The 20,610-nt window shown below is 65.7% G+C and carries 20 protein-coding genes; 3 read left to right on the top strand and 17 right to left on the bottom strand.

Features of this window, described 5'->3' with window-relative positions; all coding sequences use genetic code 11:
• Positions 1-19 precede the first annotated feature (19 nt).
• On the top strand, positions 20-1,135 hold the full coding sequence (locus AC3IPP_RS09235; RefSeq protein WP_489148765.1) for an amino acid ABC transporter substrate-binding protein: 1,116 nt from the start codon (positions 20-22) through the stop codon (positions 1,133-1,135).
• 31 nt (positions 1,136-1,166) lie between these two features.
• Entirely contained in the window at positions 1,167-2,477 is a 1,311-nt protein-coding gene (locus tag AC3IPP_RS09230) for a dicarboxylate/amino acid:cation symporter (protein WP_087141178.1), read from the top strand.
• Between the two features lie 67 nt (positions 2,478-2,544).
• Here the strand turns inward: AC3IPP_RS09230 and AC3IPP_RS09225 are convergent, their stop codons facing one another.
• From AC3IPP_RS09225 to AC3IPP_RS09195, 7 genes are all read right to left on the bottom strand, one after another.
• Complete coding sequence (locus AC3IPP_RS09225; protein ID WP_489148764.1) at positions 2,545-3,441, bottom strand: pirin family protein; 897 nt, start codon at positions 3,439-3,441, stop codon at positions 2,545-2,547.
• 48 nt (positions 3,442-3,489) lie between these two features.
• Positions 3,490-3,870 (bottom strand): DoxX family protein, encoded by a 381-nt coding sequence (locus AC3IPP_RS09220; protein ID WP_489148763.1) that lies wholly within the window; start codon positions 3,868-3,870, stop codon positions 3,490-3,492.
• Entirely contained in the window at positions 3,867-4,514 is a 648-nt protein-coding gene (locus AC3IPP_RS09215; protein ID WP_489148762.1) for a YceI family protein, read from the bottom strand. The genes AC3IPP_RS09220 and AC3IPP_RS09215 overlap by 4 nt, the downstream gene beginning before the upstream one ends.
• A 37-nt stretch (positions 4,515-4,551) precedes the next feature.
• The gene (locus AC3IPP_RS09210) at positions 4,552-4,848 is read right to left on the bottom strand and encodes a putative quinol monooxygenase (RefSeq protein WP_489148761.1); all 297 of its coding nucleotides are present in this window, start codon (positions 4,846-4,848) and stop codon (positions 4,552-4,554) included.
• 61 nt (positions 4,849-4,909) lie between these two features.
• Positions 4,910-5,548, bottom strand: a complete 639-nt coding sequence (locus AC3IPP_RS09205) for a hydrolase (protein ID WP_489148760.1) — start codon at positions 5,546-5,548, stop codon at positions 4,910-4,912.
• Positions 5,549-5,647: 99 nt separating this feature from the next.
• Positions 5,648-6,337 (bottom strand): isochorismatase family protein, encoded by a 690-nt coding sequence (locus AC3IPP_RS09200; RefSeq protein ID WP_489148759.1) that lies wholly within the window; start codon positions 6,335-6,337, stop codon positions 5,648-5,650.
• A gap of 107 nt (positions 6,338-6,444) precedes the next feature.
• The gene (locus tag AC3IPP_RS09195) at positions 6,445-7,314 is read right to left on the bottom strand and encodes a pirin family protein (protein ID WP_489148758.1); all 870 of its coding nucleotides are present in this window, start codon (positions 7,312-7,314) and stop codon (positions 6,445-6,447) included.
• 114 nt (positions 7,315-7,428) lie between these two features.
• Between AC3IPP_RS09195 and AC3IPP_RS09190 the strand changes: the two genes are divergently transcribed.
• A complete protein-coding gene (locus tag AC3IPP_RS09190) occupies positions 7,429-8,373 on the top strand; it encodes a LysR substrate-binding domain-containing protein (protein WP_489148757.1) in 945 nt (314 codons plus the stop codon).
• Between the two features lie 16 nt (positions 8,374-8,389).
• Here the strand turns inward: AC3IPP_RS09190 and metH are convergent, their stop codons facing one another.
• The 10 genes from metH to AC3IPP_RS09140 all read right to left on the bottom strand — a co-directional run bounded on the left by metH (position 8,390) and on the right by AC3IPP_RS09140 (position 20,522).
• Positions 8,390-11,056: a methionine synthase gene (gene metH, locus AC3IPP_RS09185; RefSeq protein ID WP_489148756.1), complete on the bottom strand. Its 2,667-nt coding sequence runs from the start codon at positions 11,054-11,056 to the stop codon at positions 8,390-8,392.
• 95 nt (positions 11,057-11,151) lie between these two features.
• Positions 11,152-11,937: an alpha/beta fold hydrolase gene (locus tag AC3IPP_RS09180; protein ID WP_489148755.1), complete on the bottom strand. Its 786-nt coding sequence runs from the start codon at positions 11,935-11,937 to the stop codon at positions 11,152-11,154.
• A 6-nt stretch (positions 11,938-11,943) separates the two neighbouring features.
• Entirely contained in the window at positions 11,944-13,020 is a 1,077-nt protein-coding gene (locus tag AC3IPP_RS09175) for a homocysteine S-methyltransferase family protein (RefSeq protein WP_087139487.1), read from the bottom strand.
• Positions 13,021-13,968, bottom strand: a complete 948-nt coding sequence (gene metF / locus AC3IPP_RS09170) for a methylenetetrahydrofolate reductase [NAD(P)H] (protein WP_087139486.1) — start codon at positions 13,966-13,968, stop codon at positions 13,021-13,023. It abuts the gene before it with no gap.
• Positions 13,968-14,930, bottom strand: a complete 963-nt coding sequence (locus AC3IPP_RS09165) for an ArsR/SmtB family transcription factor (RefSeq protein ID WP_489148754.1) — start codon at positions 14,928-14,930, stop codon at positions 13,968-13,970. Before AC3IPP_RS09165 ends, metF begins: the two co-directional genes overlap by 1 nt.
• 136 nt (positions 14,931-15,066) lie before the next feature.
• Positions 15,067-15,996 carry a 2-hydroxyacid dehydrogenase gene (locus AC3IPP_RS09160; RefSeq protein ID WP_489148753.1) on the bottom strand — a complete coding sequence of 310 codons (930 nt, stop codon included), beginning with the start codon at positions 15,994-15,996 and terminating at the stop codon, positions 15,067-15,069.
• A gap of 155 nt (positions 15,997-16,151) precedes the next feature.
• Complete coding sequence (ettA, locus tag AC3IPP_RS09155; protein WP_087139483.1) at positions 16,152-17,819, bottom strand: energy-dependent translational throttle protein EttA; 1,668 nt, start codon at positions 17,817-17,819, stop codon at positions 16,152-16,154.
• Between the two features lie 113 nt (positions 17,820-17,932).
• Positions 17,933-18,865 (bottom strand): alpha/beta hydrolase, encoded by a 933-nt coding sequence (locus AC3IPP_RS09150; RefSeq protein ID WP_489148752.1) that lies wholly within the window; start codon positions 18,863-18,865, stop codon positions 17,933-17,935.
• 71 nt (positions 18,866-18,936) lie between these two features.
• Positions 18,937-19,548 carry a TIGR02466 family protein gene (locus AC3IPP_RS09145; protein WP_087139481.1) on the bottom strand — a complete coding sequence of 204 codons (612 nt, stop codon included), beginning with the start codon at positions 19,546-19,548 and terminating at the stop codon, positions 18,937-18,939.
• 203 nt (positions 19,549-19,751) lie between these two features.
• Complete coding sequence (locus AC3IPP_RS09140; RefSeq protein WP_087139480.1) at positions 19,752-20,522, bottom strand: tRNA1(Val) (adenine(37)-N6)-methyltransferase; 771 nt, start codon at positions 20,520-20,522, stop codon at positions 19,752-19,754.
• Between the last annotated feature and the right edge of the window lie 88 nt (positions 20,523-20,610).

Here is a 20,610-nt window from a genome sequence, read left to right as displayed (position 1 = left end):
AGACGGAGCGGTGGATCGGATGCGGAGATGGCGAGGCGGCGCGGGAGCGACGGCGGGCGTAGCGGTGGTGCTGACCCTGGCGACCGGCGCCTGTCAGAGATCGGCTGAGCCGCAAGAGCCGGAAACGCGCGTGCCTTCACGTCAGGCTCCGGCCGCCGCGACCGACGCGCAGCCCAGCCCGACACTGGCGGCGGTGCGTCAGCGCGGCCGGTTGAACTGCGGCGTGCACGAGGGGCTGGTCGGTTTCGCCTATACGGACAATCGCGGCGCCTGGCGGGGCTTTGACGTCGATTTCTGCCGCGCCACGGCGGCCGCCATCTTTGGCGACCCCGACGCCGTGCGCTTCGTGCCGCTGAACACGGAGCAGCGGTTCGACGCCCTGCGCGAGGGGCGCGTGGACGTGCTGTGGCGCAACACCTCCTGGACCATGAGCCGGGATGTCGGGGGGCAGCTCAGCTTCGCCGGGATCAACTATTACGACGGCCAGGGCTTCATGGTGCGGCGCGCGCTCAATCTGAGCAGTGCGGCCGAACTGAACGGCGCCCGCATCTGCGTCCAGTCCGGTTCGACGACCGAGCTGAACGTCGAGGACTACTTCCGCCGACGGGGCATCGAGTATCGGCCCGTCGTGGTCGCCACTGAAGGCGAGGCGCGTCAGGCTTATGCGCGCGAGGAATGCGACGCCTTCACCGCCGACATCTCGGCCCTGGCGGCGGCGCGCACGACCCTTCCGAACCCGCAGCAGCACGTCATCCTGCCGGATGTGATCTCGAAGGAGCCTCTGGGGCCGGTGGTGCGTGGTGGCGACGACCGCTGGACAGCGGTGGTCCGCTGGACGCTCAACGCCCTGATTTTGGCCGAGGAATTGGGCGTGACGCGCGAAAATGCCGCAGACATGGCCAAGAATTCCGCGGATCCCAGGGTTCGGCGTCTTCTGGGTGATGAAGGTGACTTCGGCCCAAGCCTCGATCTGTCGAGAACATGGGCTAAAGACGCTGTTTCTGCTGGCGGAAATTACGGGGAGATATTCAACCGGAACCTGGGCGCACAGTCGTCGTTGGATCTTGAGCGCGGATTGAATGCTCAATGGTCGTCGCGACCCGGTGGGTTGATCTATGGCCTTCCTGTCCGTTAGTCCAAGGGGGAGGGAATAGGGAAGGGACCGGATGGAGACCACGGCCAAGCGCGGACTGCCGCTTCATGTGTTGATGCTGATCGGATTTCTGGTCGGTCTCACAGGCGGACTCATCGTCAATCTGACCGTCGGAGGGGACGTCGGTTGGGTGCAGTGGCTGACCTCCAACATCACGGGACCGGCGGGGCAGATTTTCCTGCGCCTGTTGTTCATGCTGGTGCTGCCTCTGCTGTTCTCGGCCCTGGTCATCGGGGTGGCCGAGATGGGCGACCTGAAGGCTCTGGGCCGAGCCGGGTCCAAGAGTCTGGGATTCACCGTCTTCATTTCCGCCGTGGCCGTGCTGATCGGCATGGTGATGGTCAACGTCTTCCGGCCCGGCGACGGGGTTGACCCGGCCCTGGCCCAGCAGCTTCTGGATCAGGGGCGCGCGGGTGCGGCGTCCATCGTCGGCAATGCGCCCAAGTCGGTGCAGGCGGGCGACTTCTTTCTGGAGTTGATCCCGTCCAACGTCTTCACGGCGGCGGCGGAGAACCAGATCCTGCCGGTCATGGTCTTCGCCCTGTTCTTCGGCGTCGGCCTGGTCATGACCAAGAGCCCCGCCACCGACCGACTGCAACAGACCATCGAGGGGCTGTTCGAGGTGATGATGAAGCTCATCAACCTCGTGATCCGCATCGCGCCGATCGCCATCGCCTGTCTGATGTTCAACCTGGCGGCCCTGTTCGGCTGGGAGTTGCTGATCCGCCTGGGCGCCTTCGTCGCCGTGGCCGTGGGCGCCATGGCGATCCATATGTTCGTGGTCTATCCGCTGGTGATCTGGCTGATGGGCGGGATGTCGCCGCTGAAGTTCTTCCGCGACATCCGTGAGGCCATGGTGGTGTCCTTCTCAACCGCCTCGTCGAACGCCAGCCTGCCGGTGTCGCTGCGTGTGGCCGAGCAGAATCTGGGCCTGCCGCGCAAGATCGCCCGCTTCGTCCTGACTGTCGGCGCCACCGCCAACCAGAACGGCACAGCCCTGTTCGAAGGGGTGACGGTGCTGTTCCTGGCCCAGTTCTTCGGGGTCGACCTGACGTTGGGCCAGCAGGTGATCGTCATGCTGGTCTGCATCCTGGGCGGAGTCGGCACGGCGGGGGTTCCGGCAGGGTCGCTGCCGGTCATCGCAATGATCCTGGCCATGGTGGGCGTGCCGCCGGAAGGGATCGGCCTGATCCTGGGCGTCGACCGCTTCCTGGATATGTGCCGGACTTCGCTGAACGTCACCGGCGATCTGGTCGTCGCGACGGTGGTGTCGCGCGGCGAGGAGGATACGGACACGCTGCCGCCAGCGCCTGCTCAGGCATAAGCAAAAGGCCGACGCAGGCGGTCCTGCGTCGGCCTTCTCGCTCAATCTCCCGTCAGAACGTCGCCGTTCAGGACATGGGGTTGGCGGGCGGCGTCGGATCGGGCGGCAGGGGAATGAACTCCTGATCGTCCATGTCGGGCAGTTTCATGCGCCCGGCGCGCCAGTCGGCCTTGGCTTGTTCGATGCGTTCCTTGGACGATGAGACGAAGTTCCAGTCGATGAAGCGTTCGCCCACCGGCTCGCCGCCCAGCACCATGACGGTGGACGGCTCCAGCGCACAGATCACCGAGGCGACACCCTTCTCCAGCACCGCCATCTGGCCGTGGCCCAGCGGGCGGCCGTCGTCGATCTCGACCAGGCCTTGCACGACATAGATCGCGCTTTCCGAATGGTCGGTTGGAGTCTGGAAGCGCGCGCCGGGCTCCAACTCCAGATGTAGGTAGTGCAGCGGCGAGAAGGTGCTGACGCCGGCCTTCATGCCCATGGTCTCGCCCGCGGCCAGGCGGCCCTTCACGCCGCCCTCGATCCAGGTCGGCAGGTCGGCGGTGGTGACGTGCTGGAACGAAGGATCGATCTCTTCCTGACCGTTCGGCAGGGCGAGCCAGGCCTGGATGCCTTCCAGACGCAGGCCTTCCATCCGCGCGCGCTCAAAGCGTTCGGAGTGGGTGACGCCGCTGCCCGCCGTCATCCAGTTGACCTCGGCCGGACGGATATCCTGCTGCACGCCCAGGCTGTCGCGGTGGGTGATCTCGCCCGAGAACAGATAGGTCAGGGTCGAGATGCCGATGTGCGGGTGCGGGCGCACGTCGACGGTCTTGGGGATTCCCGCCGGCATGTCGACCGGTCCCATGTGGTCGAAGAAGACGAAGGGGCCGACCGTGCGGCGCTTGGCATAGGGCAGGACGCGCCCCACCTCGAAACCGCCGAGGTCCTTGCGGCGCTGGTCGATGACGAGTTCGATCATTGGGCTTTCTCCTGCTCCCAGATGGTGTTGAGTGTAACCTGCACTGTGTCAGAGCACAAAGCGTCCTGGCCCGGCGGCCATCAGGATCAGGAAGCCGCCGATGATGCTGATGTGCTCGAAAAAGCCGTTCAGGGCTGCGGCCCGCTGATCGCCCTTTACGTTCCAGAAGTCATAGAAGATCACCGCCGTGGCCAGGGTGAACAGGGCCATCAGGGCGGCGACGGGCGTGGTGAACCAGCCTGCGATCAACAGGCCGCCGCCTATGATCTGCAAGGCGATTGTGCCTAGCAGCGCCAGGTGCGCGAAGGGGATCTTCTTGCTTCGCACCTCGCCCAGTCCCTCCTGAAAGCGGATAGCTTTCGTGATCCCGCTTTGCAGGAACAGCAGAACGAGAAGGATGCGGCCGATCAGCAAATATTGGTCGGTCATGAGGCTCCTGCTTGATCGGCGACGGCTTCGAGGGTGATCTCGACCTTGATCTCGTCGCTCACCATGGGCAGGGCGACGGTCAGGCCGAAGTCCGAACGCTTGAGCACGGTTGTGGCTGCAAAGCCGACTGCGGGTGCGCCGATCATGGGATGGGGGCCGGCGCCGTTCAACACAGCGTCAAGGGTCACGGGGCGGGTGACGCCCCGCACCGTCAAGTCGCCCTGCACCTTGAAGGCTCGGCTCAGTCCCACGCGCTCGACCGAGCGGCTCTGGAAGGTGATGTCGGGGTGGCGGGCGGCGTCGAAGAATTTGTCGGTCAGGAAGTCTGCGTCCAACTGCGGCACGCCGGTGTCCACGCCGCTGACGGGAAGACTCACCGAGACGCTGGAGCGTTCGGGGTTCGCCTCGTCGATGCGGATGATGCCTTCGACGGTCTCGAACACAGCGCCGGGGTTCGACAGGCCGAGGTGGTTCCAGCTCATGCGGACCTGGGCGTGCGTGGGGTCGATCCTGTAGTCGCCAGAGGCGGGCAGGGTGGTCGCGGCGACGGCCTGCGCAGGCGGCGTCGGCATGGCGACAGCAGGTGCGGCGGCGCTCAGCAGTTGCAGAGCCAGGGCGGCGACGGCGACGTTTCGAGAAATCATGGAGGCCTCGGCGTGGGTCATCGAAAGGGGCGGAGAGTCAGACGAGGCGCTCGAGGCGGTGGAAGAACTCCATCTTCTCGACGTTGGCCGCGCCATTGGCCTGGAAGTGCTGGATGTGCGGCCCGTCGTTGTGGTGTTTCGACTGGGCCTCTTCGGACGCCCAGTGCTCGAAGAAGACGAACAGGCCCGGCTGGTCGCTGTCCTCGAACAGCTCATAGCGCAGAGCGCCGTCTTCGGTCCGGGAGGTCTGGGCGACGGCGATGAGGTCCTGTCTCAGGGCGTCTTCTTTGCCGGCCTTGGCGCGCAGGCCGACGGTGATGAACAGCTCGGCCATGGCCGGTCTCCTGGGGAAGAAAAGGGCGGCCCGCGTCGGGGGGACGGGCCGCCCCGAAGGATCAGTCTCGGTCGTAGGAGAACTGAATCCCGGCGGTGCCGCCGGTTTCGATGAACAGGTTCATGAAGGCGGGGACGGTTTCCGACCGCTTCCAGTCGCGCTGCAGTTCGCAGAACAGCTGCGGGACGGAGATCATCTTGCCGCCGGCCTGTTCGATGCGGCGCAGGGCCATTTCGTGGGCGGCGACCGAGGTGCCGCCGACGGCGTCGGCGACGACATAGACCTCATAGCCTTCTTTCAGGGCGTCCAGCGCCGGGAAGGTCAGGCAGGCTTCGGTCCACAGGGCCGTCATGATCAGCTTCTTGCGGCCGGTGGCCTCGACCGCCTTGCGGAATTCCACGTCTTCCCAGGAGTTGATCGTGGTGCGGTCATAGGTCGGGTAGTCTTTCAGGACCTTACGCAGTTGACCGATCGGCGGCTTGTTCAGCCCCGTCTCGACGTTAACGGTCGAGTGGATGATCGGCAGGCCGTAGGCGACGGCGGCCTTGGCCGTACCGACGATGTTGTTCACCAGCAGCTGGCGGTCCATCGAGGCGATGGAGTTCACCTGGACCGGCTGGTAGTCGATGATGACGAAGGCCGAGTTCTCGGGGGTCAGAAGGTGATCCGACTTCGGATCGCGGATCGGTTCGCTGGCCATTGAATGGCTCCTTTCCGGGAAGTTGCGCCTTTGCGAGGCGCGCGCATGACGCCGGCTCCGTCCCGTCTGAAGGGGCGAGGCGAAGCCGGCGGGCATTAGTCAGTCGCGTTGCGAGTCGAGGACCTCGTGGTCGGTCGCGACCTGCTGGGCCTTGCCGTAGCTTTCGATCAGCAGTTGGTAAGGCGGGAAGATCTGGGTGTAGACCTCGGCCCACTGTTGGGCGTCTTCGCGGTGCCAGGTCTTCTGCAGTTCCGAGGCGACGGCGGCCATGTCCATGGGGATGACGCCGGCCTGGACCACGCGGGCCAGGGTCACTTCCTGAGCCATCTTGGAATAGGTGCCCGAGGCGTCGACCACGGCGAAGACCTTGTAGCCTTCATAGGCGGCGCTGATGGCGGGGAAGGCCATGCAGACGCTGGTGATGGTGCCGGCGATGATCAGGGTCTTGCGGCCCGTCGCCTTCACGGCGGCGACGAAGTCAGGGTTGTCCCAGGCGTTGATCTCACCCTTGCGCGCCACATACTGGGCGTGGGGGGCGTTGGCGTGGATCTCGGGGATCAGCGGGCCATTCGGACCCTGCGGCACTGAGGCGGTGGTGATGACCGGCAGCTTGGCCAGGGTGGCCATGGAGGCCAGGGCGGCGGCGTGACGGCGCAGGGTGGTCATCGGCATGTCGGCCACCGTCTGGAACAGGCCGCTCTGATGGTCGATCAGCAGCATGACGGCGTCGTTCGGGTCGATAACCGGACGCTGGCCGTTGAAGTTGGCGGGCAGGGTGGAAGCGGACATGGACGTCTTTCCTTTCGGGCAAGGGGCCGCGATCGGACGAATGTCCGGTCAAGGCTGTCGGTTGCGGCCCGGTCCGAAGACCGGGCCTTACGTTTTCGTGAGAGGGATCAGGCGGCTGGGATGTCGCCGAAGCGGCCGCTGTTGAAGTCCGTGATGGCGGTGCGGATTTCGTCCTCGCTGTTCATCACGAAGGGGCCATAGCCGACGATGGGCTCGTCGATCGGCTCGCCGGTCAGGATCAGCAAAGTCGCGTCCGCATCGGCGCTCAGGGTGACGCTGTCGCCCTTGCGGTCCAGCAACAGGGCCTCGGCGGCGCCGGCCGGTTGGTCGCCGTTGACGGTGATGTGGCCGGACAGGACGACCACGATGGCCGTATGACCTTCCGGGAGGTCCAGCGTCGTCTCAGCATCCCGGTTCAACCGCACGTCCCACACATTGATGGGGGTGAAGGTGCTGGCCGGGCCTTTCGAGCTCTCCATCGCGCCGGCGATGATCCGCGCGGTCCCTGCATTATCGGGCAGGGCGACGGACGGAATGTCGGCGTTCAGGATCGACTGGTAGCCGGGACGGGTCATCTTGTCCTTGGCGGGCAGGTTGACCCACAGCTGCACCATGCGGAATGGGCCGCCGCTCCGCGCAAAGGCGGGCGAGTGGAACTCTTCATGCAGGATGCCGCCGCCGGCCGTCATCCACTGGACGTCGCCGGGGCCGATGACGCCGCCTTGACCGGTCGAGTCGCGGTGCTCGACTTCGCCGTCATAGACGATGGTCACGGTCTCGAAGCCGCGGTGGGGATGTTGACCGACGCCGCGACGCGCGGTCGTAGGCTCGAAGTTGTGCGGACCGGCGTAGTCGAGCAGCAGGAAGGGGCTGACCTGCTTGCCGACGCTGTCATAGGAAAACAGCGAGCGAACCGGGAAGCCGTCGCCGACCCAATGGCCGCGATCATTGCCGTAACGTCCAAGAACCTTCTTCATGGTGTGTCTCCTGTGGCGACCGGGCCTCGCCGATCGCGTTGGAGGCTTTATGACGATGAAACGCTGTCTTGAGCAGATTGCGAAATCGCCTCGCTGCGTCCTATCAATAGAACGATGAGAGACCTCAACGACCTCTATTACTTCGTCCAGGTGGTGGACCACGGCGGCTTCGCGCCCGCCGCGCGAGCGCTGGGCATGCAGAAGTCCAAGCTCAGCCGACGCATCGCCTTTCTGGAGGACCAATTGGGCACGCGCCTGATCCAGCGGTCATCGCGCAAATTCTCGGTGACTGAGGTGGGGCAGGAATACTACCGCCATTGCCTGGCCATGCTGGTCGAGGCCGAGGCGGCCCAGGCGGTGATCGACAATGTGGCGGCTCAGCCGCGCGGGGTGATCCGCGTCGCCTGCGTGCCCGGCCTGCTGACCTATCAGATGGGCGGGCTGATCGCCCGTTTCATGGCCGTCTATCCCGAGGTCGAGGTGCATCTGCACAGCACCAGCCGCCGGGTGGACGTCATCGGCGAGGGCTTCGACCTGGCCATCCGCGTGCGTGAACCGCCGCTGGAGGTCACCGATTTGGTCATGCGCAAGCTGGATGAAAGCGTACACCGCCTGGTGGCCTCGCCTGATCTGATCGCGCGGTTCTCGTCGCCCTCTGGCCCCGCCGACCTGGCGGGCTGGCCCAGTCTGGATTTCGGGCCGGCGCACCGTGACCACGTCTGGGCCCTGCACCACAAGGACGGGATGACAGCCTCGGTTCGCCATGCGCCTCGCCTGGTCACCGACGACCTGCACATGTTGCACGAGGGCGCCGTGCAGGGGCTGGGCGTCGCCCTGCTGCCGACCGTGGCGGTGGTGCGCGACCTGGACGCTGGACGGCTGGTCGACCTGTTGCCGGACTGGCGGCCCAAACGCTGGATCGTCCACGCGGTCTTTCCGTCGCGGCGCGGCCTGCTGCCGTCGGTGCGCCTGCTGCTGGACTTCCTGGCCGCAGGATGCGCCGAGCAACAGATCCACGGTGAAACGCCTGAACCTCACCGCCCGCCCATCGCCCACTAGGGCGAGGGCGTTGTTCTTAGGCCGCGCTGTCGCGGGCCAGCGCCAGCGGGTCGTAGTTCAGGATCGGCGCCAGCCAGCGCTCGGCGGTTTCTACATCCCAACCCTTGCGCGCGGCGTAGTCCTCGATCTGGTCGCGGTCGATCTTGCCGACGCCGAAATAGTGGCTGCCCGGATGGCCGAAGTAGAGGCCGCTGACCGAGGCCGGCGGGGTCATGGCGAAGGACTCCGTCAGCTCCATTCCCGCATTGGCGCCTGCGTCTAGAAGCCGGAACAACGTAGCCTTTTCCGTGTGGTCGGGCTGGGCCGGGTAGCCGGGGGCGGGGCGGATGCCCTGATATTTCTCTTCGATCAGATCCTGCACTGAAGTCTGCTCGTCGGGGACGTAGCCCCACAGCTGGGTGCGGACTTCCTTGTGCAGCCGTTCGGCGAAGGCCTCTGCCAGTCGATCGGCCAGGGCGGTGGCCATGATGGCGGAATAGTCGTCGCCCGCCGCCTTGAACTCGGCCGCTTTTTCCAGTTCGCCATGACCGGCGGTGACGGCGAAGGCGCCCAGATAGTCGGCGCCGTCTTCCGCCACGAAGTCGGACAGGCACAGGTTTGGCTTGCCGTTGGACTTCTTGATCTGCTGACGCAGGCCGTGGAAGCGTGCGGCTTCCTTTGTACGGGTTTGATCGCTCCAGACGACGACGTCGTCGCCACGCGCATTGGCGGGCCAGAAGCCGACGACGCCCTTGGCCGTGAACCACTTCTCTTCGACGATCCGCTTCAGCATGGCCTGAGCGTCGCGGAACAGATCCTGCGCCGCCTCGCCGACGATCTCGTCTTCTAGGATCAGGGGATAGCGGCCGATCAACTCCCAACTGGCGAAGAAGGGCGTCCAGTCGATGTGGTCGGCCAGATCCTGAAGATCCCATGCCTCATAGGCGCGCGCGCCAAGGAAGGACGGCGCCGGAGCAGGGCTCTGTGTCTCATCCGGCCGCCAGCGGTTATCGCGCGCCTGTTCGATGGTGGCTCGGGCCTTCACCTCTTGCCCACGGGCGTACTGCTCGCGGATGCGGATGTATTCGTCGCGAGTGGCTGCTTCGTTCTTCGCCTTGTCGGTGGGCGACAGCAGGCCGGACACCACGCCAACCGCGCGGCTGGCGTCGATGACGTAGGTAGTCGAACCCTTGTGATATTTCGGCTCGATCTTGACCGCCGTATGGGTGCGGCTGGTCGTGGCGCCGCCGATCAGCAGCGGAATGTCGAAGCCGCGTCGCTCCATCTCAGCGGCGACAAAGGTCATTTCGTCGAGCGAAGGCGTGATCAGGCCCGACAGGCCGACGATGTCGACCTTGTGCTCGATCGCGGCGTCCAGAATGCGATCGGCCGGGACCATGACGCCCAGATCGATCACCTCATAGTTGTTACATTGAAGCACGACGCCGACGATGTTCTTGCCGATGTCGTGGACATCGCCCTTGACCGTCGCCATCAGGATCTTGCCTGCAGACTGGCGTTCCTGACCGGCCTTTTCGGCCTCCATGAAGGGTTCGAGGTGGGCCACGGCCTGCTTCATCACGCGGGCGGATTTCACCACCTGCGGCAGGAACATCTTGCCCGAGCCGAACAGGTCGCCGACCACGTTCATGCCGTCCATCAGGGGGCCTTCGATGACATGTAACGGGCGCTCGGACGCCTGACGGGCTTCTTCCGTGTCCTCGACGATGTAATCGGTGATGCCGTGGACCAGAGCGTGTTCGATGCGCTTGGCGACGGTGGCGTCGCGCCACTTCAGGTCGACGACCTTGGCCGCGCCCTTCTCGCCCTTGTAGCGGGGCGCCATGTCCACCAGACGTTCAGTGTTGGACACGTTTGTCCGCTGCGGCCGGTTCAGGATCACGTCCTCGACCGCTTCGCGCAGTTCGGCGTCGATGTCGTCATAGACGGGCAGGTCGCCGGCGTTGACGATGCCCATGTCCATGCCCGCATTGATGGCGTGGTACAGGAAGACGCTGTGGATCGCCCGGCGCACCGGCTCATTGCCGCGGAAGCTGAACGAGACGTTCGACACCCCGCCCGAGACGCGGGCATGGGGCAGGGTGGCCTTGATGACGCGGACCGCCTCGATGAAATCGACGGCGTAGTTGTCGTGTTCCTCGATCCCCGTCGCCACGGCGAAGATGTTGGGGTCGAAGATGATATCCTCGGGCGGGAAGCCGACCTCGTTGACCAGGATGTCGTAGGCGCGGGTGCAGATCTCGATCTTGCGGGCGGCAGTGTCGGCCTGGCCCACCTCGTCAAAGGCCATGACCACCACGGCGGCGCCGTAGCGCAGACACTGGACGGCATGGTGGCGGAAGGCGTCTTCGCCCTCCTTCATGCTGATCGAGTTGACGATCGGCTTGCCCTGAACGCACTTCAGGCCCGCCTCGATCACCTCCCATTTGGAGCTGTCGATCATGACCGGCACGCGGGCGATGTCGGGTTCGGCCGCAATCAGATTCAGGAAGGTCCGCATGGCCATCGGGCCGTCCAGTAGGCCCTCGTCCATATTGACGTCGATGACCTGGGCGCCCGCCTCGACCTGCTGGCGCGCGACCGACAGGGCGGCGGTGTAGTCGCCGTCGACGACCAGCTTACGGAATTTGGCCGAGCCGGTGACGTTGGTCCGCTCGCCGACGTTGATGAAGACAGGACGCATTCAGAGACTCTGACTGTGCCTTCTCTCCGAGGAGAGGAAGGCGGCTCGCGAGGCAAGAGAAATGAGGGGGGAAGCCAGGTCCGGGGCGGGGTTGGTCATGCCGGTCGCTGCTCCCTCGAACGGTTCGCTGCGAGGCGTGCCGCCAGCGGGGCGATGACTTCAAGGACCACGGTGGGTTCAGAAATCTGCGGGAAATGCCCGCTTCGGGCGGCGAGGATCAGCGACCCTTGGGGCGACAGACGGGACAGGGCCTCCAGGTGTTGACGCCTCAGGGCCTGCGCCTCTGGCCGCGCCTGCCAGTCTTTCGGGGCCTTGCCGCCGACGATGACCGCAAGCGGCACGTCCGGGAAAGGAGCCGCCGCCGCCAACTGGCGCACGGTTTCCAGCTCATGGGCGACTTCGCCGTCCGGGTTGGACGGCGACAGGCGATTCAGCAGTCCGTTCACCCAGCGCTGGGCGCCGGATTGAAGCGGCTTGAGAGCCGTCACATCCTCCGGCGTGGTCGGTTCGATCAGAACGAGACCAGCGACTTCCTCGGGGTGCTGTCGCGCGAACAGGTTGGCGTGCAGCCCGCCGAAGGAATGGGCCACAAGCAGGTAGGGCGGGGTCAGGCCTGTCGCCTTCAGCAGATCGCGCAGCGTCTCGACGACCTCGGCGCTGGTCTGGGGCAAGATAGGCGGGGGCGACTCGCCCACGCCCGGCCGGTCATAGACGAAGACGGTTCCTGCTTGGGTGATGTCAGGGAACAGGCGGAACCAGCCTTCCATAGGGCCGCCCGCGCCATTGATCAGCACCAGGGTGGCGCCATCGCCGGGAGCGAGGCGATAGGCCAGCTTCTGACCCTTGATGACTGCGTCATGTTTGGGGGGAAGGTGTTTCATCGCCGGTCAGGCCACCAGCTCGAACGGTTCCAGTCCGCTTAACCGCATAGCCACCGGGCGTTCCGGGATTTCGCGCGGCTTCAACGGGGCGACCTCTTCGGCGACGTGGCGAATGTGGTCGGGGGTGGTGCCGCAGCAGCCGCCGACGATGTTGACCAGACCCGACTGCGCCCATTCTTCGAGGAAGTGGGCCGTCTCATGGGGCTGTTCGTCATACTGGCCCATGGCGTTGGGCAGGCCCGCGTTGGGATAGGCGCTGACCAGGGTGTCGGCGACGCGGCTCAGCTCAGCGATGTGCGGCCGCATCAGTTCGGCGCCCAGGGCGCAGTTGAAGCCGACGGCGAACGGCTTGGCGTGACGGATCGAGTTCCAGAAGGCCTCGGCTGTCTGGCCGCTGAGGGTGCGGCCCGAGCGGTCGGTTATGGTGCCCGAGATCCACAGGGGGAGCGGCTCCAGCCCCTCGTCCTCCAGATCCTTGATCGCCTTGATCGCGGCCTTGCAGTTCAGGGTGTCGAACACCGTCTCGATCAGGAAGATGTCGACGCCGCCGTGGTGCAGGGCGCGCGCCTGCTGCTTATAGGCCTCATAGACCTCGTCATAGGTGACGGCGCGATAGCCGGGGTCGTTGACGTCGGGGCTCAGCGACAGGGTGCGGTTGGTCGGGCCGATGGCGCCGGCGACGAAGCGCGGCTTGTGCGGCTCTTTCTCGGTCCAGCGGTCGGCGACCTCGCGCGCAATGCGGGCGCCGTCGTAGTTCAGGTCATAGACCGCGTCCTCCAGCCCATAGTCGGCCTGGGCGATGGTCGTCGAGGAGAAGGTGTTGGTCTCGGAAATATCCGCCCCGGCAGCGTAGTAGAGGTCGTGCAGGTCGGCGACGATGTCGGGTCGCGTCAGGATCAACAGGTCGTTGTTGCCCTTCTGCGGGTGGTTGTGGTCGCGGAAACGCTCGCCGCGAAAGTCTTCCTCCGTCAGGTCGCGGCGCTGGATCATCACGCCCCAGCTGCCGTCCAGCACGAGGATGCGCTCTTTGGCCGCCGCATGAAGGGCGGCGATGCGGTCGGCGCGGGTCAGGAACGAACTCATTTACGCGACCGCCTTGGTTTCACGCACGCCCAGGACCCGACAGATCGCATAGACCAGCTCGGCCCGGTTCAGGGTGTAGAAGTGGAAGTCCGAAAAGCCCTCTTCCTGCAGGCGCGCGCAGGTCTCCGCGGCGATGGAGGCGGCCAGCAGCTTGCGCGTCTCCGGGTCGTCGTCCAGCCCGTCGAAGTGGGCCGCCAGCCAGTCGGGCAGGGCCGCGCCGCACGCCGCCGTCATCCGCTTCAGGCCCGCGAAGTTGGACACGGGCATGACGCCGGGGATCAGGGGAATGGTCACACCCGCCGCCCGCACCCGGTCGCGGAAACGCAGGAAGGCCTCGATGTCGAAGAAGAACTGCGTCACGGCGCGAGTGGCGCCTGCGTCGACCTTTGCCTTCAGCACCTCGATGTCGTGGTCGATCGACGGGCTTTCCGGGTGCTTTTCCGGATAGGCGCCGACGGTCACCTCGAATCCGCCGACGCGGCCGATGGCGGCGGTCAGTTCGGTGGCGTTGGCGTAGCCGTCGGCGCGCGGCGTATAGGCGCCGCCGATCCCCGTCGAGCCAGGCGGGTCGCCGCGCAGGGCGACGATGTGATCGACGCCGATGGCCTTATAGCCTTCGATGACCTCATCGACGTCAGCGCGGCTGGCCTCGACGCAGGTCAGGTGCGCGGCAGGACGCAAAGTGGTCTCGCTGATGATGCGGTGGACCGTGCGGTGCGTCCGCTCGCGCGTCGAGCCGCCGGCGCCGTAGGTGACGGAGACGAAGGCCGGGTTCAGCGGCTCCAGCCGCCGGATCGCCTTCCACAGATTGGCCTCGGCCACGTCCGACTTGGGCGGGAAGAACTCGAAAGAGACGTTGACGGCGCTGCGGTTCGAACCGGCGCGCGCAACGGGGCCCAGCGGCGACAGCAGCAGGGCGCGGGCTTCAGCGAGAGAGGAAGGGGCCATCAGGCGGTCTTCTGGGCGATTTGGGCGGCGCGTTCGCCGGTCCAGATGTGAACGGTCAAACCCTCGGTGTCGGGCGGCAGGGCGATGGGCGCCGAGGTCGTGAGACCTGCTTCGGTCAGCCACTCGCGGATCTCGGCGTCCGAGAAGCCCAGGCGACGATGCTGGTGCGCCTCGCGCAGGTGCTCGAACTTGTGGGGCGCGAAGTCGACGATCAGCAACTTGCCGCCCGGCATGACCAGGCGCGCAGCCTCGGCTACCGCAGCGGCGGGGTCGGCGAGGTAGTGCAACACCTGATGGACGATCACCAGGTCGGCGCTCTCGTGCGGCAGGCGGGTCGAGAAGATGTCGCCGTGACGCAGTTCAACCTTGTCCAGCCCGGCCTTGGAGACATTGGCGCGGGCGATGTTCAGCATGTTCTGCGACAGGTCGAGACCGACCGACATTTTCGCCTTCTTGCCGAACAGGGTCAGCATCCGGCCAGACCCGGTGCCCAGATCGACCACGCGCTCGAACGGGCCGGACCCGGCCGCGCGCGCGACCGCCGCCTCGACGGCGCTTTCGCAGACATAGAGGCTGCGCATCTGATCCCACTGGGGCGCGATCTGTTCGAAATAGCGGGCGGCGTCGATGGCGCGCTCCTTGCGCACTTCGTCGAGACGACGGTGGTCGGCTTCGCCCTCGTCGTCGGCCAGCAGGTCCAGCACAGTGTCGATCAGCCGCCGCGACAGGGCGTCGTGCGACAGGCGGTAGAAGACGCGCGCGCCGTCCGGGAATCGCTCGATCAGACCGGCATCGGCCATCAGCTTCAGATGACGCGAGACACGCGGCTGGCTCTGGTCCAGTACGCGCGACAACTCCATCACCGACAGCTCTTCCGCAGCCAGCAGGGACAGGACGCGCAGGCGGGTCGGTTCGCCGGCGGCGCGCAGGGCTTCAACGGTTTGGTCAGCGGTCAGTGTCATAAGTCGTATAAAGATATCCTTATACGCTTATGCAAGCAAAATCTGGTCGCGCACTCACGCTATCTGCGGAATGCAGGCACGGATCGTTCTTTCTGCCTCTGGAATAAGGGTCGAGACCGCCCGAAGGCGCAGAATTTCAGTCTGCGACAGGCGTCTTCAGCGGCTCGTCCGCAAAATGGGCCGAGAGATTCTGCATCAGCAACACCAACATTCCCTGCACCGCTTCGGTCGTGGCGCCGCCAGTGTGGGGCGTCAGGACGGTGTTGGGCACGCCCGCCCAGCGCGCCGCCTCGGTCGGCTCCTGAACAAAGACGTCCAGGGCGGCGCCGCCCAGGCGGCCGTCTTTTAGCGCAGCGATGACGGCGTCCTCATCGACCAATTGTCCGCGCGCGACATTGACCAGCAGGCCAGTCGGACCAAGGGCCTCGATCACCTCGGCGGAGATCAGGCCCCGGTTGCTCTCGTCCGCGCGACAGGCGACCATGAGAATGTCTGAACCGCGCGCCAGGTCGGTCAGGCTGTCGGTGCGAGGCCAGGCGGCGTCTTTCTCGCGCGGGCCCCACCAACGGATCTCCATCCGCATGGCTTCGGCGCGTCTCGCCACGGCTTCGCCGATGTGCCCCAGACCGACGATTCCCAGTCTCTGCCCGCTCAGGGAGGTGGTGATGCTGCGCGTGGACAGACTCCAGCCGCCGGCGCGGATAGTGCGGTCGCCCTCAGCGATCTGGCGGCGGGCGGTCAGGATCAGGCCGATGGCGTGGTCGGCCACGTCTTCGTGGTTCACGCCGGGCGCATGGGTGACGGGCAGGCCGCGCGCGCGGCACCACGCCACATCGATCCCATCGTAGCCGGCGGTGAAACAGGCGATCAGCGACAGATTGGGCAGGCGCTCGATCAGGGCCTTGTCCAGTTCGAACTCGCCCGCGACGATCAGGGCGCGAATGTCGCCAGCGGCCTCAAGCGGGGGGCCTTCCCAGAAGCGATAGACGTCGTAGGCGCTTTCAAGGAAAGCGCTCAGCGGGGCCAGATGCCGCTGCATGATCAGGACGGCGGGACGCTGGGTCATGAATGCAGACTATCCCGCTTTCGCCTGAGCGCCAGCCCTTCTCATCCACCCAATACCGTTCATCCCGGCGGACGCCGGGATGAACGGGAGGGTAGAGCGCAGGAAAAACGGCCCCCCGATCGCTCGGAGGGCCGCTTGTCATCTTGTCAGTTCGATCAGCGACCGAACTTCTGGTGCTGGATGCGCTTGGGAATGATGCTGTCCGCGCCCAGGCGGCGCATCTTGTCCTGTTCGTAGGCTTCGAAGTTGCCCTCGAACCATTCGACATGGCCGTCGCCTTCGAAGGCCAGGATGTGGGTGGCCAGACGGTCCAGGAACCAGCGGTCGTGGCTGATGACCACGGCGCAGCCGGCGAACTCCTCCAGAGCCTCTTCGAGGTTCTGCAGGGTTTCGATGTCCAGGTCGTTGGTCGGTTCGTCGAGCAGGATCAGGTTGCCGCCGGTGGCCAGGGTCTTGGCCAGGTGGACGCGGTTGCGCTCACCGCCGGACAGTTGGCCGACCTTCTTCTGCTGGTCGCCGCCCTTGAAGTTGAAGCTGCCGACATAGGCGCGGGTGTTAATCTCGCGCTTGCCGACCATCATGATGTCGGTGCCGCCCGAGATGGCCTGCCAGATGGTGTCGTCCGGCTTCAGGTCGTCGCGCGACTGGTCGACGTAGGCCAGCTTGACCGTCTCGCCGACCTTGATGGTGCCGCCGTCGGGCGTTTCCTGGCCGGTGATCAGCTTGAACATGGTCGACTTGCCGGCGCCGTTGGGGCCGATGACGCCGACGATGCCGTTGGGCGGCAGCTTGAAGGTCAGGTTGTCGAACAGCGTCTTGTCGCCATAGGACTTCTTCAGCCCGTCGACTTCCAGCACGACGTTGCCCAGGCGCGGGCCGGGCGGGATCTGGATGACGGCGAAGGATTGAGCCTGACGGCTGTTTTCCTGATCGGCGACCATCTTCTCATAGGCGGCCAGACGGGCCTTGGACTTGGCCTGGCGGGCCTTGGCGCCCGAGCGGACCCATTCCAGTTCGCGGGTAAGGGCGCGCTGGCGGGCTTCGGATTCCGACTGCTCCTGCACGACGCGCTTGGTCTTGGCTTCCAGCCACGAGGAGTAGTTGCCCTCGTGCGGGTGGCCCTTGCCGCGGTCCAGCTCCAGCGTCCACTTGGTGACCTGATCCAGGAAGTAGCGGTCGTGGGTCACCAGGATGACGCAACCGGGGAAGTTCTCCAGGTGATGCTGCAGCCAGGCCACCGACTCGGCGTCCAGGTGGTTGGTCGGTTCGTCCATCAGCAGCATGTCGGGCTTGGACAGCAGCAGACGGGCCAGGGCCACGCGGCGCTTTTCACCGCCGGACAGGTTGGTGACTTCCCAGTCGTCGGGCGGGCAGCGCAGGGCGCCCATGGCCTGATCGATGCGGCTGTCGATGTCCCAGACGTCGCCGGCGTCGATCTTCTCCTGGAGGGCGGTCATCTCCTCCATCAGCTCGTCGGTGTAGTTTTCACCCAGCTCGCCGGCGACTTCGTTGAAGCGGTTGACCCACTGCTTCTCTTCGCACCAGGCCTCGACGTTCTGGCGCACGTTCAGCGCCGGATCGAGGTGAGGCTCCTGCTCCAGGTAGCCGCGCTTGACGCCGTCTGCGGCGCGGGCTTCGCCCTGGAACTCGCTGTCCAGACCGGCCATGATCTTCAGCAGGGTGGATTTACCCGAGCCGTTGACCCCGACAACGCCGATCTTGGCGTCGTTGTAGAAGCTCAGCCAGATGTTCTCGAAGATCTTTTTGCCGCCGGGGAAGGTCTTGGTCAGACCCTGCATCTGGAAGATATATTGCTGCGCCATACGTCGCGTCGCGCCCTTGATTCAGTGCGGATGGGGAAGTTGACGGGGGGTGTAGCCGTCGTAGACCCTTTGGGCAAATCTCTAGGCGTAAGGCGGGGCGGTTTGAAGGCGGCTCAGCCCGCGGGAAGAACCGTCATCAGGGCGCGGGTGAATCCGACGGGGGCGACCGTGAGGTGGTCCTCGTTTTCCAGCACTGTCGATTGCACGCTGAGGCCCGGATAGGCGCGGGATTTCAGCAGGCGTTCCATCATGCGCATGTCGCCGACCATGTCCGTCTTATTGTCGTGCCGGGCGGTGGGGCCGGGACCTTCAAAGCCGCCGACATACATGAAGACCTCGGCGGGCAGGTCGCGGTGGGTGCGGGCGTAGTCCGCCTCCATCTTCATCATGTGGCGCTTGTCGAACCAGAAGGAGGGACTGCCCAGGACATAGCCGCTGAACATCGCCGGGTCGGTGAACATGATCTGCGACCCCAGCAAGGCGCCGTAGGAGTGGCCCAGCAGGACGCGGCGCGCCGGATCGGTGCGGAACTTCTGCTCGACGAAGGGCAGGGCCTGGGTCTTCAGATAGGTCTGATAGGCCGCGCCGCCGCCGTGTACGGAGCCGGCGGAATTACGCGGGCCGTTCGGCGTCGGGGTGTAGTCGCGACGGCGGCTGTCGGCGCCGCCGTCTCCCTTGGCGTAGGAGAGGCCGACCAGAATGAACTCTTCGATCACCGGCCCATCCAGATTCACCCGACGGGCGATCTGGCGGATGATGGGGAAGGCGTAGTCGGCGTCGGTGACGTAGAGCGTCGGATAGCGGCGTCCGGGATTGGAGTCATAACCGGCGGGCAGACTGACAAAGACCTGATAGTCCCGGCCGGACACGGGGTCGGGCACGCTCCAGACCTGGGTGCCGGTCAGGACATAGGGCGCGCCTTCGGTCGCGGCGGCGGGATCAGGGGCAGGGGCCGTTTGAGCGTCCGCTTTTTCGCCGCATGCGCCCAGAAGCAGGGCGCCTGTCGTGAACATGGCGATCGCCGCCGCCGCGCTGAAAACCCGCATCCATTCCCTCCAAAGCTTCGCTGTTGACGCAAGGTTCGGGGCAAATGCGGCGAGGGAAGGGCGAACCGGCGTCAGGCGTAGTTGAAGCTGATCGAGATGCGCTGTTCCTCGGCGCGGTTGGCGGGCACTTCGTGGCGCAGCCAGCTTTCCCACATCAGCACCGTGCCGGGCGCGGGCTTCAGATAGACGAAGGGCTGCTCGGCTTCGCCGGCGTCGGCGGTCAGGCCGGGGCGAGCCATCATCATGACCAGGCGCGGGTCTTCGATCTTCAGCGAAGAGGCGCCGTCGGGCACGTGGATGTAGATGGTGCCGGACAGGACGGCGTGCGGGTGGATATGGCCGGTGTGTCCGCCGCCGGGCATCAGGACGTTGACCCATAGATTGTCGAGCCGCAACTTCTTGGCCAGGTCGAAATGCAGGTTTTCGGCGAAGCTCGCCGCATGCTTGTCCAGCAGCTTCTTCAGCTCGGCGAACTCGGGGAACCGCTGCGGCAGGTCGTTGATCGAGCCGTAGGAGGTGTAGCCCGGATAGTGGTTGGCCCGGCACCATTCGATCCCGGCCTCGTCCTCCTCGGCCATGACCAGGCAGAGGTCGAGCAGTTCCTCATGCAGTTCCGCCCAGCCGCGCGAAGAGGCGAGGGAGGCGTCATAGACTTGGGTGGCGAAGAGGGATCGCAAGGACATGGGAGGTGCAATAGCCCTTCTCCCACAAGGGGAGAAGGGACGCCGCCCTGTAATCGACCAGCCTATCCTTTCGCCTGTGCTAGGCTCCTCGCGGTTTCGGAAAGCGCCGTCGCGCGCCGCAGCGGATTTCAGACGATTCAGACGAATTGGACTCTATTTTTCTTCCTTCTCCCGCAAGGGAAGAAAGGCGAGTGAAGCCGTGTTCAGAAACCCAAACCCGCCTCGCCGCGCAGGATCGCTTCGGCTTGCGGGCTGTGCTTGGCGCCGTCGCGGTCGTGCAGGATCAGGGGCGGCAGCAATCGCAAGGGCGCCTTGCCGGTTTTGATCGCCTGGACCAGCACGCGCTTGGCGGGTTGATCGGCGTAGGGGTGGATCGGGCGGACAGCGAAGGAGCCCGCCTTGGGCGCCAGAAGGCTCAGGATGTCGGCAAGACGATCGGCGCGGTGGATGATGACGATGCGTCCGCCCTCGCGCACCGCTTTCAGCAGGAAGCTCGCCCAGGCGGTCAGGCCGTCGTCGGCCATCCAGGCGCCGAGTTTGCCCTCGGCGGGCGCGCGCAAGGCGCTGGGGTCGTCGAAGAAGGGCGGATTGCTGATCGCCCAATCGAACGGCGTCAGGTCCAGGGCGCGAAAGCCGCGCGCCACGTCACCGTCCATGATGGCGGTGCGCGCCTCGGCGTTGTTCAGTTCGGCATTCTGACGCGCGAGAGCCGCAGCGGCTGTGTCGCGCTCCAGCCCGGTCAGCAGGACGCCGGGGCGTCGGGCGGCGATCTGCATCAGGACGGCGCCCGCGCCGCAGCCCGCTTCGATCAGTCGTTCGCCGGGGCGCGCCTCGACGGCGGCGGCCAGCAGGGCGGCGTCCATGCCTGCGCGGTAGCCCTTCGTCGGTTGGCGCAAGCGGACGCGCCCCCCCAGAAAGGCGGATTCGGCCACATCTGCGGCGACAGTAAGGGATGACTCGGCTTGACCCATCATAACGCCGCCACCATTGTGCGCCGCATCGCGTCCGGGCAAGCGGATGCGTGTGAATTTCGGGCGAATCTCCCCCTTCGCCCCTGTGCTG

It is taken from the genome of Brevundimonas sp. KH_060, from assembly GCF_057838275.1.
The sequence above is the reverse complement of the archived record's forward strand: the minus strand, read 5'-3'. Positions and strand labels throughout refer to the sequence as shown.